12 protein-coding genes are annotated in these 12,562 nt (G+C 62.1%); 11 read left to right on the top strand and 1 reads right to left on the bottom strand.

What is annotated here, in order from left to right; genetic code table 11:
• The first annotated feature begins 20 nt into the window (after positions 1-20).
• Genes C7450_RS07535 through C7450_RS07510 form a run of 6 tightly spaced genes read left to right on the top strand, consistent with a single transcriptional unit; the run spans position 21 to position 5,284 of the window.
• Positions 21-1,550 (top strand): hypothetical protein, encoded by a 1,530-nt coding sequence (locus tag C7450_RS07535; protein ID WP_110373826.1) that lies wholly within the window; start codon positions 21-23, stop codon positions 1,548-1,550.
• Entirely contained in the window at positions 1,550-2,044 is a 495-nt protein-coding gene (locus tag C7450_RS07530; protein ID WP_110373825.1) for a hypothetical protein, read from the top strand. The genes C7450_RS07535 and C7450_RS07530 overlap by 1 nt, the downstream gene beginning before the upstream one ends.
• A 1-nt stretch (position 2,045) precedes the next feature.
• Positions 2,046-2,423 (top strand): hypothetical protein, encoded by a 378-nt coding sequence (locus C7450_RS07525; RefSeq protein ID WP_110373824.1) that lies wholly within the window; start codon positions 2,046-2,048, stop codon positions 2,421-2,423.
• A 25-nt stretch (positions 2,424-2,448) separates the two neighbouring features.
• Entirely contained in the window at positions 2,449-4,065 is a 1,617-nt protein-coding gene (locus tag C7450_RS07520; protein WP_110373823.1) for a portal protein, read from the top strand.
• Positions 4,062-4,346: a hypothetical protein gene (locus C7450_RS07515; RefSeq protein WP_110373822.1), complete on the top strand. Its 285-nt coding sequence runs from the start codon at positions 4,062-4,064 to the stop codon at positions 4,344-4,346. Before C7450_RS07520 ends, C7450_RS07515 begins: the two co-directional genes overlap by 4 nt.
• Positions 4,343-5,284 (top strand): hypothetical protein, encoded by a 942-nt coding sequence (locus C7450_RS07510; RefSeq protein WP_110373821.1) that lies wholly within the window; start codon positions 4,343-4,345, stop codon positions 5,282-5,284. Before C7450_RS07515 ends, C7450_RS07510 begins: the two co-directional genes overlap by 4 nt.
• Before the next feature lie 189 nt (positions 5,285-5,473).
• Here the strand turns inward: C7450_RS07510 and C7450_RS07505 are convergent, their stop codons facing one another.
• Positions 5,474-7,222 carry an AIPR family protein gene (locus tag C7450_RS07505; RefSeq protein ID WP_110373820.1) on the bottom strand — a complete coding sequence of 583 codons (1,749 nt, stop codon included), beginning with the start codon at positions 7,220-7,222 and terminating at the stop codon, positions 5,474-5,476.
• 356 nt (positions 7,223-7,578) lie between these two features.
• On the opposite strand from C7450_RS07505, the gene C7450_RS07500 reads away from it, so the two are divergent.
• From C7450_RS07500 to C7450_RS07480, 5 genes are all read left to right on the top strand, one after another.
• Entirely contained in the window at positions 7,579-8,487 is a 909-nt protein-coding gene (locus C7450_RS07500) for a phage capsid protein (RefSeq protein WP_110373819.1), read from the top strand.
• 69 nt (positions 8,488-8,556) lie between these two features.
• Positions 8,557-9,021, top strand: a complete 465-nt coding sequence (locus C7450_RS07495; RefSeq protein WP_146227282.1) for a hypothetical protein — start codon at positions 8,557-8,559, stop codon at positions 9,019-9,021.
• A 3-nt stretch (positions 9,022-9,024) separates the two neighbouring features.
• Entirely contained in the window at positions 9,025-9,633 is a 609-nt protein-coding gene (locus C7450_RS07490) for a phage connector family protein (RefSeq protein WP_110373817.1), read from the top strand.
• On the top strand, positions 9,630-11,825 hold the full coding sequence (locus tag C7450_RS07485) for a phage tail protein (protein WP_110373816.1): 2,196 nt from the start codon (positions 9,630-9,632) through the stop codon (positions 11,823-11,825). Before C7450_RS07490 ends, C7450_RS07485 begins: the two co-directional genes overlap by 4 nt.
• A complete protein-coding gene (locus C7450_RS07480; protein ID WP_110373815.1) occupies positions 11,825-12,562 on the top strand; it encodes a hypothetical protein in 738 nt (245 codons plus the stop codon). Before C7450_RS07485 ends, C7450_RS07480 begins: the two co-directional genes overlap by 1 nt.

The following is a 12,562-nucleotide window of genomic DNA, read 5'->3' as shown; positions in this document are numbered from 1 at the left end:
ATCGGGCGCGGGGGGCACGCATGACGGTGACCTTCGGCTCCCTCGACGATGCCCTCAAGCGCTATCCTGATGGCGCCCGCCTCCTGCTCTCGGCCGGGGCGGTGTCCGATGCCTTCATCATGTCGAACGGCACGCGGGATCTGCTCAACGGGCCGGTGGGATCGGGCAAGACGACAGCTTGCGTCAAGCGCGCCCTGCGCTCGGCCATCCAGACCCCGCCGATGATCTCGAGCGGCGTGCGGCGCTACGTGCTGGCAGTTTGGCGCGAAACCTATCAGCAGCTTTGGGGAACGACCATCAAGAGTTGGCGGAAGGTGCTGGACCCCGACAAGGGCATTGGCACCTTCACCGGTTCGTTTCCGCGGGCGGCCGAACATGTCGTCGAGTTCGAGGACGCTTTCGGCAAAATCCAGCTCATTGCCCGCTTCATGGCCTTCGGCGCGGACGCCGACCCCGACGACCTCGGCGGCACGGAATATACCGACGCCTACCTCAACGAGATGGACAAGCTGCCGGAAGCGCTGTTCATCAACCTCGCGCGCTCGGTCGGCCGCGATCCGACCCGTGGCGAACTCGGGCTCCCTGATCGGCCGGGCATCCGCTACGGCCGCATCTTCGGCGACTGCAACGCGCCAAGCCCGCTGGTGTGGGTCTATCGTGACTGGTGGTCGCCGAAAAAGCCCGCCGGCTATCATCTCTTCCGCCAGCCCGGCGGCCGTCATGCCGAGGCGGAAAACCTCGCCGCGGTCGGCCGCCAATATTACCATCAGCAGGCGGAAGCGAATGCGCATCGGCCCTGGTGGATCCGCGTCAAGATCGACAACGAGCCCGGCTTCAACCGGGACACCGACGTCGTTTATCCGAAGTTTGTCGACAGCCGCATGGTGGCGCTGGAGCCCCTGACCGTCTTCCCTGATATCCCGGTCATTGTTGGCTGTGACGGCGGTAATACGCCTGCGGCCGCCTTCCTGCAGGAGATGCCGGACGGGCAATTGCGGGTTCCGGCAGAAATCGCGCTCGATCGTGGCGACGAGCTGGATCTCGCTCGCGCTGTAAACGTGGTGATGGCCTCGCGCCGCTTCGCCGGCTGCGAGTTCTACGTGGTCGCAGACCCTGCCACCTTCGCCGGCGACGACACGACGGGCGGCTCCTGGGCAGGGCGTCTCGGCAAGGCGATCGGCCTCAAGGTGCACAAGCCCCCTGTACGCAACGAAGATACCGAGGGGCGCCACCGCGGCGCGCGCGAAGCCATGGAGCGGGCGCTTGTCGGTGATAGGCCCGGCTTTCTGCTCGATCCCAGCTGTTCCGCCATCCGGCGCGGCCTCAACGGCACGTTCCACTATCACCGCATCAAAGGCACCGACGCGCGCGGCGGCATCGTCAAGACGCCCGACAGCCATGTGGTCGAGGCAATGGAATATGGCGCCTCGCTGTCCGGCTCGTCGGCCGCGCGCCACCGCACGTCCGAGCATGAAGCGGAGAAGCGCCGCAAGCGCGAGGCCTCGCGCAAGACGCAAGGGCGCTACAACGCGTTGCGGAGACAAGCCTGATGTTCATTCGCCCTGCCACCGTCGCCGATATCGAGCACATCTGTCGCAATCTCAGGCCGATCGATCGCCATGAAGTCATGGCTGTGCGCTTCAACGACGATCCTGACGCGCTGGTCGATGACATCCTCATGCTCGGCCCGCGCAAGCTCGGCCTGTTCGCGCTCGCCGATGCCGGCCGGGAGCCGGTCGCCCTGGTCGGCGCCCATCTTATGACGCCGACGACCGCTGCCGCGTCGATGATCGCCACGGCCCGATGGAATGCGATCGCGCGGCCCGCGCATCGATGGGTCCGCCGCGTCTTCATGCCGGCCGTTCTCGCCCCGCATGTGGCCCGCGCCGAATGCCGCGTGTGGGACGGCAACACTGTCGCGCGGCGCTGGCTGCGGCGGCTCGGCTTTGCCGAGGAAGGTCGCGCGCCGGCCTTGGGGCGGCACGGCGAGGCTTACGTGCAGTGTGCGTGGATCAATCCATCATGGACATTCCCGGAGGTCTGACATGTCCTTTTTGAGCAAGATCTTTGGCGGCGGCTCGAAGCGCAAGCAAAGCGCCCTTCTGTTTCAACAGCAGTTGGAAGCCCAGGCGGCGGAGGCCGACCGCAAGGCGATGACGCAAGAGCTCACCGCCGCGCAAAACCGCATCGCCGACCAGCTTGCCGATCAAACAGCCGTGGCCCAGCAGGCCCAGCAACAGGCTGAGGAAGCCGCCCTCAAGGCAGCCGAAGGGCCAGGCGACAGCGAGGACGCGCGCCAGGCGGCCGAAAAGAAGATCCGCAAGGCCCTGTCCGCCAAGGGGCTTGCCTCAACCATCCTGTCGCGCGGCGGCGGCGATCTCGGCGCGGCGCCGGTCGGCACGCGAACCCTGCTCGGCGCCTGATCTCACCTTCAGTCAGGAGGCCGCAATGTTCGGCATCAATCACATCCTCGATCGGCACGGCGAGCTCAAGGCGGCGCGTCAGCCGGCCGAAACGCAGTGGCGCGATATCGCCAAGCTCATGCGGCCCGAACAGGAGGATATGTTCTCGGGCAACAGCAAGACCAGCGCCTATGACGATATCTATGACAGCACCCAGCTTTATGCGCTGGAAAGCTTCTCCGGCGGCATCTTCGGGCAGCTCACCAATCCCGCCAACCGTTGGTTCGAGCTGAGCCTGCAAGACAAGGACCTGGCGAAATGGCTGCCGGTGAAACACTGGCTCTACAGCGTCGCCAATGTCATCTATGCCTCGATCTCGCCGAGCGTTTCGAACTTCTACAGCGAGGCGCCCGCCTGGTTCGCCGACCTCGGCGCCTTCGGCATGGGCACGCTCTATCAGGAGGAAGTGCCCGGCAAGGGTCGTATCCTCGATCGCGTCATGCCGCTCGGCGAGACCTACATCGATATCGACATGGATGGCGATATCGACACCGTGCACCGCGAGTTCAAGCTCAAGGGCGTGAAGGCGAAGCGGGAGTTTCCCGACCTGGCCGAACCCGCTTCGGGCTGCCAGGACAAGAGCGAATACACTTTCATCCATGCCGTTTCGCTCAATCCCGAATTCGAGGCAGGCCGGCTCGGACCACGCGGCATGCCGTGGGTGTCGGCATATGTGAGCCCCGATTTGCGCAATTTCATGCGGCTGGGTGGTTACTATCAACTCCCTTATCACGCCGTGATGTGGAACCGCCGGCCGGGTCGCGTCTATCCGGTCGGTCCCGGCCATATGGCCCGGCCGGACGTCGCGATGCTCCAGGAAATGGAGCGCTCGCATATCGTCGCGGCGCAGCATGCCGCTGAGCCGGCCCTGCTCTTGCCGGATGAAAGCACCATCACGGCCGCCGATGTGGTGCCGAATGCGGTGCTCTACGGCGCCGTCAGCGAGGATGGGCGCGAATTGGCCCGCCCGCTCAACCGCGCGCAGAACCTTGGCCTGTCGCGCGAGCAATCCCAGCAGCGGCGGGATGCGATCCGCGAGGCGTTCTTCTTCGGGCTGATGCAGCTCATGAACCGCCCGCAGATGACTGCAACCGAATTCCTCGGCTTCCAGGAGGAAAAGCTGCGGCTCATGGGGCCGAACCTCGCCCGCATCCAGGGGCAAGGCTTGTCGCCCTTCCTGTCGCGGCGTTATCGCATGCTGGAGCGCGCCGGACAGTTGCCGCCGCCGCCGCCGGAGCTCGAAGGCCATGCCATCGAGGTCGAATATGTCTCGCCGCTCGCCAAGATGCAGCAGGCGGCGACGGGCCGGGCGGTGCTGAGCTGGATCGGCGCTGTGGGACAGGTGGCGCAGACCACCGGCGATAGCGGCGTGCTCGACAATATCGACGGTGACGCCGTCGTGAGCGTGCTGCACGACGCCTTCGGCCCGCCGCCGGCGGTGCGGCGCGATCCCCGCGAGGTCGAGAAGATCCGCAAACAGCGGGCAGCGCTTGCCGCCCAGCAAACCGAGCTTGACCAGCAAGAGCAGTCGGTTGCCATCCAGTCCGAGGCGGCGCATGCGGCTCAGGCCCAGACGCTGGCGGCTGATCGGGTGCAGCCATGAACCTGATCGGCTGGTTTCGCACCGCCTGGCGCAACGACGGCCACCGCGCCGCCGTGCTCTCCGATTACGCCAAGGTGGCGGAGTTGCGCCACTTCATGGCGGATTTGGCCCTTCGGGGTTCCGTCTTCGCGCCGCTACCGCCGGCGAAAGATCTCTATGCCGCCGGCATCGCGGAGGGGCGACGCCAGCTTGCCTTGGAAACCATGCGGATCGCCGGCACCGATCCCGCAACCTTGCAGCGTCTGTGTTTCGAGCCCCTGAAACAGGAGAATTCCCGATGACCGATCTCAAGCAGTCCCTCGCGCCCGCAGCGTCCGCCGCCTTCCTGTTCGCCAATCCGATCGGCCCGCGCATGGTGCTGGCGGCGGAGGGGGGCGCCGGCGCTGCGGGGGTGCAACCGGCCGCCGGCGGCTCGCCAGCGGGTGGCGATGGCGCCACGCCGCCAGGCGCCTGGTACGATACCGCGCCGGGCTTCTCGGATGAGCAACGGACATTCCTGGCCGGCAAGGGGTTCACGGACCTAGCCGCTGCCGTCAATGCCCATATGCAGGCCGATAGGATGGTGCGGGAACGGAATATCCTGGCAAAGCCGGATCCGACGCGCATGGCAGAGTGGGAAGGCTGGGCGGAACTCGGCTGGAAGGCGGATCGCAACGACTACAGCCTCAAGAAGCCGCGCGTTCCCGACAGCTTCCTCTATGATGCCGGTTTTGAAAAAGCTTTGGTCGATGCGGCTCACACGGCCCGTGTGCCATTGCCGGCGGCGCAGGCCATGCTCGATGCCGTCGTGGGCTATGCTGCGCACGCGATCGACGCTGTGGATGCCAATGGCGCGAAGGCCAATGCGGATCTCGCGGCCGCGCTCAAGAAGGATTGGGGCGCTGACTACGCGCGCAACACCGATCTTGCCCAGCGTGCGGCGCGGCATCTCGGGATTGGCCTCGACGACGGCGCCGAGCTCGAAGCGATGATCGGTGCGCCGCGTATGATGCAGCTTTTCCACAAGCTCGGGGAAATGCTTGGCGAGGACCGCCTCGTCAGCACCGCCGGCGGCGGCAGCGCGGCGATGTCGGCCAGTCAGGTGCAAGCCGAGCTCGACCGGCAGGCTGCCGATAGCGACTTCATGAAGGCTTTCGGCGATCCGCGGCACCCGCGTTATGCCGAAGTCCGCGCCCAGCGCGAGGCGCTGTTGATGCGGAAGGCGAAGATGGCCGGCTGATTGGAACACAGGGAACGACAAAAAATGAGAAGTACCTCAGCGGCGCGGAGAAGCAGCTAGCCGGATTCCGAGGGCAAGGTTTGGGAACAATGAGAAGGGTATGCTAAAGACTATATTGATGATCGCCGTGGACATTCCGACCGCCAACCTGCGGTCGGTGTGCTCACTATGCCCATCGTGATCGCTCACTTAAGCGGACCGGACGTCGCATTTCGGAAGCTCTCGACTAGCCATTTTTGCCGCGGCTTTTGCATTTGCCTTTGCGCCTTTGCTCACATTCACCAAGTCCGGGAGCGATTTAGGCGGAAGGCGTGCCACGCGCGCGTTCAATTTTCCGTCCATTTTTTGGAGAAATTTTTGGGATCGGAGCGTCGCCTTGAATGATCCATACTCATCTCTATCGTATGTATCAAGAGCGGCATCGTAAAAAAGGTCCGTCGCCTTAGACACATACTTTGTAATTGCAGCGATGAATTCGGTCGTATTCATTGTGTTTAGATCTATATGCACCGATTCCAAATTTGAGAATTTTGCGATTAGCTTATATGTGCAGAATATTATCCAATATGAACTCGTCACACTTAGCAAGTTCGTGTTATGATCTTTATTCAATTTCTTGAGCAAAGACTGCCGCTCGCTATCAGCCTTTCCACCGATGATCCAGGCTAGGTACACAGTCGATGCCCTGATCCCAGCAGGGAAAATTTTCTGATAGGGCCGATCAAATAATTCGCTCTTATTATCGATCGCCTGGATAAGAAACTCAGTCTCAGACGACGCGATATACTGCGCAACCTTATCAAGCTCGATAATTTTATCACCTTTTTTCCGTCTTGACCCTTCCTGCTTTGGAGCATAGTCCACGTTTATTTTCTTAAATTCACCACGAAGCACTTGCTGTACATGATCCGCAGATCTTACGGTCCATATTTTAATAGCGTTCTGAGAGTTATTATATCTAACAATATCTGTCTTTATTGAGTTTTTCGCAGCTATTACCCTCACTAGCACCTTGGCTTCTGCGGCAGCCTGGGCTTGAACGAGGCTTGTTGTCGTTTGACATCCGTTGACGATGCTAAATCTCTTGAGGGATAAAATATTAATTTTACCGGAAGGTTTCTTTGCAGTCGCCGTGTCCGCTACTATTGTTACTCCGTTGTTCAATGCCCAAAATATTCCGGGAGAATCTGTAGCCGTGTTGATAATTTGCTCGTTGATTCCACCCTTCCGTGCACCTAAAAAGAGGCGCACATTACCAGCAAACAAATCGCTCCCATGTTTTCCATGCAGCCGCTGCAATTCGGTCGCGCTTACGGACCCTATCCACGCCCTTCCATACTCACCCTTATCTTCTATTATTCCCCCACAAAACTCCAATGTATCCTCAGGAACTCCTTGTCCCGCCAATACAAGCGCTTTGTATCGCGATATTATATCTTCCTGAGGAACAAATAAAAACTCGATATCCTTCTGACGCTTACTGTGAGCAACAACAGACCCCCTTATCTCGTCGGAGTTCTTACCCAATGTTATTAGACAAATCATAATCTGAAAATCTGGATTGCTTTCTTTCAATGAGGAAATTGTTTCCTCAAGGTCAGGGCGTCCATTTTTGCCTAGATTTGAAGGATCGATCACAAAAGGCACCGAGCTTAAGACGGCGTCCCACTTAGCTTTCGGGCACTTCTTTGTTGTATTTTCTGGGCAATGAGCTTGAATTACGATTATTTTCTCAGTTGTGGCGTCCGCAAACGCAAGATCAATCCCTTGATCATTGCCACCATCAGCAGCCGCTGCCTCTAGCGCGTCATCCTCATCGAGGTTGTAGAAATTGATCGCGTACCAGGCCGCGAACGCTCGGCCGCGTGGTATTCCACCGCGAGTAGATAGCTCGTCCAGAGATTCTAAAATTTCGTCCAAACTGCCTGCTTCGACCATAACGTTCCCCCAATGCAACGACGCAAGATCATTATCTCAGACAACCGACCAAAAGAAAGTGTGAAGTAAGGATCTTCTCTCCTTTACGTTTTGTCATACACTTGACAGATTCGGCAGATTAGCTTCAATAGACAAACGTTCGCGAGCGTCGCGCCCCTGTCCGCAGGTTGCGCGTCCCAACTGCCGCACCGTCCGAGCTCGCGCGGATGCCCGCTGGATGCCCGTCACCATAACCGGGCCGCCGACCGCAGGCGTTAAACGACAGGCGTTGCCCGCTGGGTGGATTGCGATCCTGCCAGCCGCACCTTCGCCGGAACCTCAGAACCCAACCGTTCTTTCGTTTCGCAGGTGCTGCCATGCCCCAGGAATTCGGTCCCATAGAGGCCGTGCACAAGGTTCGCTACAACGATAACGTCAAGCTGGCGCTCCAGCGCATCCGCTCGGTTTTCCGCGAGACCTTCTCGCTCATCCCCGACGTGAAGGGCAAGGAAGCCCAGGCGGTGGAGCTCGTCGGCCGTAGCCGAGCCCGCCGCAATGCGCCCAACAATGCCCCGACGCCGAACATCCCGCCGTCGCATGCCGGCATCTGGGTCAAGCCGCAGCGCCTCGACTGGGGCCGCACCATCCCGTCGAGCACGTCCCTGCTCACGGCGACCCAGTATGAGAGCATCTATGTGCAGGAGGGCGCCGCCGCCATGCGCCGCGGCGAGGATGAAATCCTGTCCGAGACCTTCTTCGGCATTCGCCTGGTCGCGCAGGACGATACCGGGCTCTATACGCAAGTGCCCTTCGACACGGCCAATCAGCAGATCCCGGTGAACTACAAGGCCGGCGGCGCCACCGGCCTGACGGTCAAGAAATTCGTCGGCGCCCTGTCCAAATTCATCGACAGTGAGGTTGACGTCGATCACGAGGAAATCTTCTGCGCTATCACCGGCAAGCAGAATGAAGACCTCTACGCCGAATTGCAGGTGTCCTCAAAGGACTACCGCAACAAGGCCATTTTCGAGGACAAGCGCGTGTTGTCCTTCATGGGCGTGCAGCTCGTCACCTATACCGATCTGCCGAAGACCGGAGAAGGCCACCGCCGCTGCCCGTTCTGGCTGAAGAGCGGCATGCATATGGGTGATGCCCTGCCGATCTCGACGGTGATCGAACGCAACCCGTCGATGCAGTATCAGCCGCATCCCTACATGGAGCAGTGGCTCGCGGCGACCCGCTCGGAAGACGAGAAGGTCATCGACATTCTTTGCGCCGAGGCCTGAGGCGTCGCTCGTCGGGCGCCTGGCGCCCGGCCTCTCCATCCCGATCGTTTCGCTTTTATGGGGGCCGCCATGGCCGTTCGCACTGTCTATAGTCAGGCGCATCCTGACCCTGCCACCAATGTTCGCCCTAAGGGCATCAATGCCGAGGCGCGCGTGGTATCAGCCATCGCCACCTTTGCCGTGCTCAATGGCGACAGCGCCAACACCAAATTCTTCATTGCGAAGGTGCCGAGCTGGGCGCGCATTCTGCCGCTCTCCGCTGTTCGGCATGCCGGCATCACGGGGCTGACCGATCTCGATATCGGTACGGCGGAAGATGCCGACGCGCTCGCCGATGGCCTCGATGTCAGCGCGGCCGGCACCAAATCGCTGATCGCCGCGGTGACGGTCGCCGATCTGCACAAGCCGTTGTGGCAGCTCGTCGGCCTGACAAAGGATCCCGTCCGCGAGCTCTCGCTCTTCGCCACCATGAAGGCGGCCGCCACCACCGCCGGCGCGGTGCAATTCGAGCTCTATTTCGCGACGGAAAACTGACCCATGCAAAGGGCGGCGACCGAGACGGAAGCGGCATCGGGGGCGCTGGCGCATGTCAGCCATCCCCCGATCGTCGATATCAACGCCGCGGTTGCGGCCGCCATCGCCTGCCGCACGCGCTTCGGCGACGTGCGCGATGCGGTCTTGCGGGAATACCCCTGGAATTTCGCCGGCGCCTGGATGCGGCCGGCACGCGAGCCCGCGCCAGCGCTCGGCCCGCTCAAGAACCGGTTCGCCCTGCCGCCCGATTGCGTCGCGGTGCGGGCTGTCGATGGCCTGAAAGAGGACGAATGGGCAGTTGAGGGCGCCGCGGTCAATCCCGGTGAAATGCCGGTCTTTGCCATGGTGCTCGTCACCAATGCCCCGGCGCCGCTCGTTCACTACACCCGCATCGTCGAGAACCCGGCGTTGTGGGATGCGTTGTTCCTGTCCGTCTTCCAGCTGCGCCTTGGCGCGGCGATCGCGCCCTTTCTCGCCAAGGACCGGGCGCTTGCCAATGATTTGACGGTTCGCGCCGATCTCCTCATTGCCAAGGCCAAGCGCGCCGATGCGAAGGAACGCGCCCGCACCGAAATCCCGCGAACCACAAGCTGGCTGAGGGCGCGCCGATGAGCCTCGCCAATGTCGAGCGCAGCACCTTTGCCTCGGGCGAACTCGACAAGGCCTTGCATGCCCGCGTCGATCTCGCGCGCTATCAGACCGGCCTCAAGATCTGCGAGAATTTTGTGGTGATGGTGGAAGGCGGCGTGACGCGCCGGCCGGGCACCCGCTTCGTCACGCCGCTCCGCAAGGAAGGCGAGCGCTCGCGTCTCATCGGCTTCGAGTTCTCGGCCGACGACAATTATGTGCTCGTCTTCAATGACGGGCATATGCGCGTGATGCGCGCCGGCGGTGTCGTCGAGACGGCGCCCGGCACGCCCTACGAGCTGGCCGTGCCCTTTTTGGAAGCGGATCTCACCAAGCTGCGCACGGCGCAATCCGCCGATGTCATCTTCGTCGCCTGGGGTGGCAAGCCGAAGGTCATCAAGCGCTTTGCGCATACCAACTGGACGATCGGCGACTATGAGAATGAGCGCGGTCCGCTCGAAATCCAGAATGTCGACCGCGCCAAGCGCATTCGCGCCTCCGCCACCTCGGGCGATATCACGCTTGAAGCGGATTTCGATGTGTTCGCTGCCGGTCATGTCGGCTCGATCTGGCGGTTGGATGAGAGCAACGTCGCCAATGTCCCGCTGTTTAAGACCAATGAGACAGGGCTGACATTCGGGGCGCTCCGCCGCAACAAGGGCAATGTCTATTCCGTCGTCTCCGGTTCGGATGCCGGCCCGAACACCCCGCAGCACGACGAGGGCGACGTGTCGTCGGGCAATGGCAATGTCGTCTGGCGCTTCGTCCACGGCGGCGGCGGCTTTGTCCGCATCACCGGCTTCACCGATGCGCGGCACGTGTCTGCCACCGTCATCTCGACCTTGCCCGGCGATGTGGTTGCGCCGAACTGGACCTTTCGCTGGCATGAGCCGGCCTGGTCCGATGTGAAGGGCTGGCCGACGCATGTCATCCTGCACGACAACAGGCTGGTCTGGGCGCGCGGTAATCGCCTCTGGCTGACCAAGATCGGCGATTTCTATACATTTGAGATCACCGATCTCGACGATAGCGCGGTGACGACGCTCTTGACCTCGCCCGATGGCAAGATCGTCGACATTCAATGGATGATGAATGCCGGTGTCATCGTCGCCGGCACGCGCAGCTCGGAATGGATGGTGCGCGGGGCGGATGCCTTCGACACCATCACCGTGTCGAACGTCCGCGCCGTGCCGGACGGCACGGAAGGCTCGGCCTCGCATACGCCGCAACTCGTCGATGGCGGCGTTGTCTTCATCGGCCGGTCGCGCCGGCGGCTGCATTTTGCGCAGTTCGATCGCGTCGGCGAAAAGATCGGCGTGGATGAGCTGACGCTCTATGCCCGCCATATCCTGAAGGGCGGCGCCATCGGCGTGTTCTATCAGCGTGATCCGCACCGCATCCTCTGGATCCCCCAGGAGAACGGCGAACTCGTCGCCATCACGTTCCGGCCGGATCAGCAGGTCATGGGGTGGCATCGCCACCCGATGGTCAACGGCGCCATCGAGGACATGGCTATCATCCCGTCCGGCGACGCCAGCACCTCGGAGCTGTGGTTCACCGTGCGGCGGACGATCAAGGGCGAAACCCGGCGCTATGTGGAAGTCATGCAGCCCTTTTTTGAGCCGGTCGATGAAGTGCAGCCTGACGCGCGCGCGGCCTGGTTCGTCGATAGCGGCTTGAGCTATCAGGGCGCCGCGACGACGGCGCTCGCCGGTCTCGATCATCTCGCCGGGGAAATGGTCTCCATCATCGCCGATGGCGTCGAGCATCGGCAGCTCGTCGTTGGCGACGACGGTACGCTCACCCTCGATCGCCCGGCGGCGCGCATCGTCGTCGGGCTGTCCGTGCGTAGTCGCGTCCGCACATTGAAGGCCGAGGCCAATCTCCAAAGTGGCTCGACGAAGGGCGGCACCAAGCGCGCCAGCCATGTGTTGATCGAGCGTCTTCATGCGGCCGGCGGCGAAATCGCCATCAATGACGGCGACCATTGGGAGCCCTTGCTCCAGGGCGGCGGCAATCCGCTCGGTGTGCCACAGCCACTGGTGACAGACGGAAGGCTCACGACCCTGTTCGGTCCTCCCTCGGATCAACTGGAATTCGAGCTTGTTTGCGACAGCGTTTATCCCTTCACGCTGCTGGGCCTTACGCCGTGGGTTGATTTCACGGAGGCGCGATAATGTGCGAAGCCTCCATGCTCGTGGCGCTCGGGGCCTCGGCTCTGTCGAGCGGGATCGGCGCGGCGGGCCAGCTTTCCGCCTCTCGCAGCCAGGAAAAAGCGAGCCTCTGGCAGGCTATGGAAGGCACACGTGCCGCCTATGGCGAGGCGCGCGACATCGGCCGCGCCACGATTGACCAGGCCATGCGCGGCACCCGCGCCTATACCCTCGCGGCCAGTATCGCGCAGAAGAACGCCGAATTGGCGCTGGCGCGCGGACGCCTGGATGAGAACCGCGTGCGCGATGAAACCGATCGCGCCACGGCCTCGCAGAGGGCTTTCTTTGCCGGCGGTAATATCGATCCGGCATCCGGCTCGGCTTTGATGCTGGCGGCATTCGGGGCCGCACAAGGCGAAACCGATGCGCAGATCACGCGCGCGAATGCCTTTCAGGAAGCCGCCGGCGCACAATGGTCAGCCTATGGGGCGCTCGACCATGCCGAGGATGGTTTGCAGGCGGCGAGCCGCACCATCGATAGCAGCTTCAAGGCAGCCGACAGTCGGTCCCGTGGTCTCACGGGCGGCGCGGCGATGACGGCGGACGCCAACCGCAAGGCCGGCATGTTTGGCGCCGCGAGCACCTTGCTGAGCTCAGCCTCTCAATGGGCGACGCTCGGCGCGCAACGCGGTTGGTTCAGCACGGGCAAGACGCCAAGCACCTTCGCCGGCTCCATCGACATCTTCAAGGGGATCTATTGA

The organism is Chelatococcus asaccharovorans (genome assembly GCF_003201475.1).
Classification (GTDB): Bacteria; Pseudomonadota; Alphaproteobacteria; order Rhizobiales; family Beijerinckiaceae; genus Chelatococcus; species Chelatococcus asaccharovorans.
Note: the sequence above shows the minus strand (reverse complement) of the source record. Positions and strands in the feature narration are given on the sequence as shown.

Excerpts from the sequence above, each read along its gene's own strand:
- C7450_RS07535 (WP_110373826.1), top strand. The coding sequence starts at position 21 with ATGACGGTGACCTTCGGCTCCCTCGACGATGCCCTCAAGCGCTATCCT.
- C7450_RS07530 (WP_110373825.1), top strand. The coding sequence starts at position 1,550 with ATGTTCATTCGCCCTGCCACCGTCGCCGATATCGAGCACATCTGTCGC.
- C7450_RS07525 (WP_110373824.1), top strand. The coding sequence starts at position 2,046 with ATGTCCTTTTTGAGCAAGATCTTTGGCGGCGGCTCGAAGCGCAAGCAA.
- C7450_RS07520 (WP_110373823.1), top strand. The coding sequence starts at position 2,449 with ATGTTCGGCATCAATCACATCCTCGATCGGCACGGCGAGCTCAAGGCG.
- C7450_RS07515 (WP_110373822.1), top strand. The coding sequence starts at position 4,062 with ATGAACCTGATCGGCTGGTTTCGCACCGCCTGGCGCAACGACGGCCAC.
- C7450_RS07510 (WP_110373821.1), top strand. The coding sequence starts at position 4,343 with ATGACCGATCTCAAGCAGTCCCTCGCGCCCGCAGCGTCCGCCGCCTTC.
- C7450_RS07505 (WP_110373820.1), bottom strand. The coding sequence starts at position 7,222 with ATGGTCGAAGCAGGCAGTTTGGACGAAATTTTAGAATCTCTGGACGAG.
- C7450_RS07500 (WP_110373819.1), top strand. The coding sequence starts at position 7,579 with ATGCCCCAGGAATTCGGTCCCATAGAGGCCGTGCACAAGGTTCGCTAC.
- C7450_RS07495 (WP_146227282.1), top strand. The coding sequence starts at position 8,557 with ATGGCCGTTCGCACTGTCTATAGTCAGGCGCATCCTGACCCTGCCACC.
- C7450_RS07490 (WP_110373817.1), top strand. The coding sequence starts at position 9,025 with ATGCAAAGGGCGGCGACCGAGACGGAAGCGGCATCGGGGGCGCTGGCG.
- C7450_RS07485 (WP_110373816.1), top strand. The coding sequence starts at position 9,630 with ATGAGCCTCGCCAATGTCGAGCGCAGCACCTTTGCCTCGGGCGAACTC.
- C7450_RS07480 (WP_110373815.1), top strand. The coding sequence starts at position 11,825 with ATGTGCGAAGCCTCCATGCTCGTGGCGCTCGGGGCCTCGGCTCTGTCG.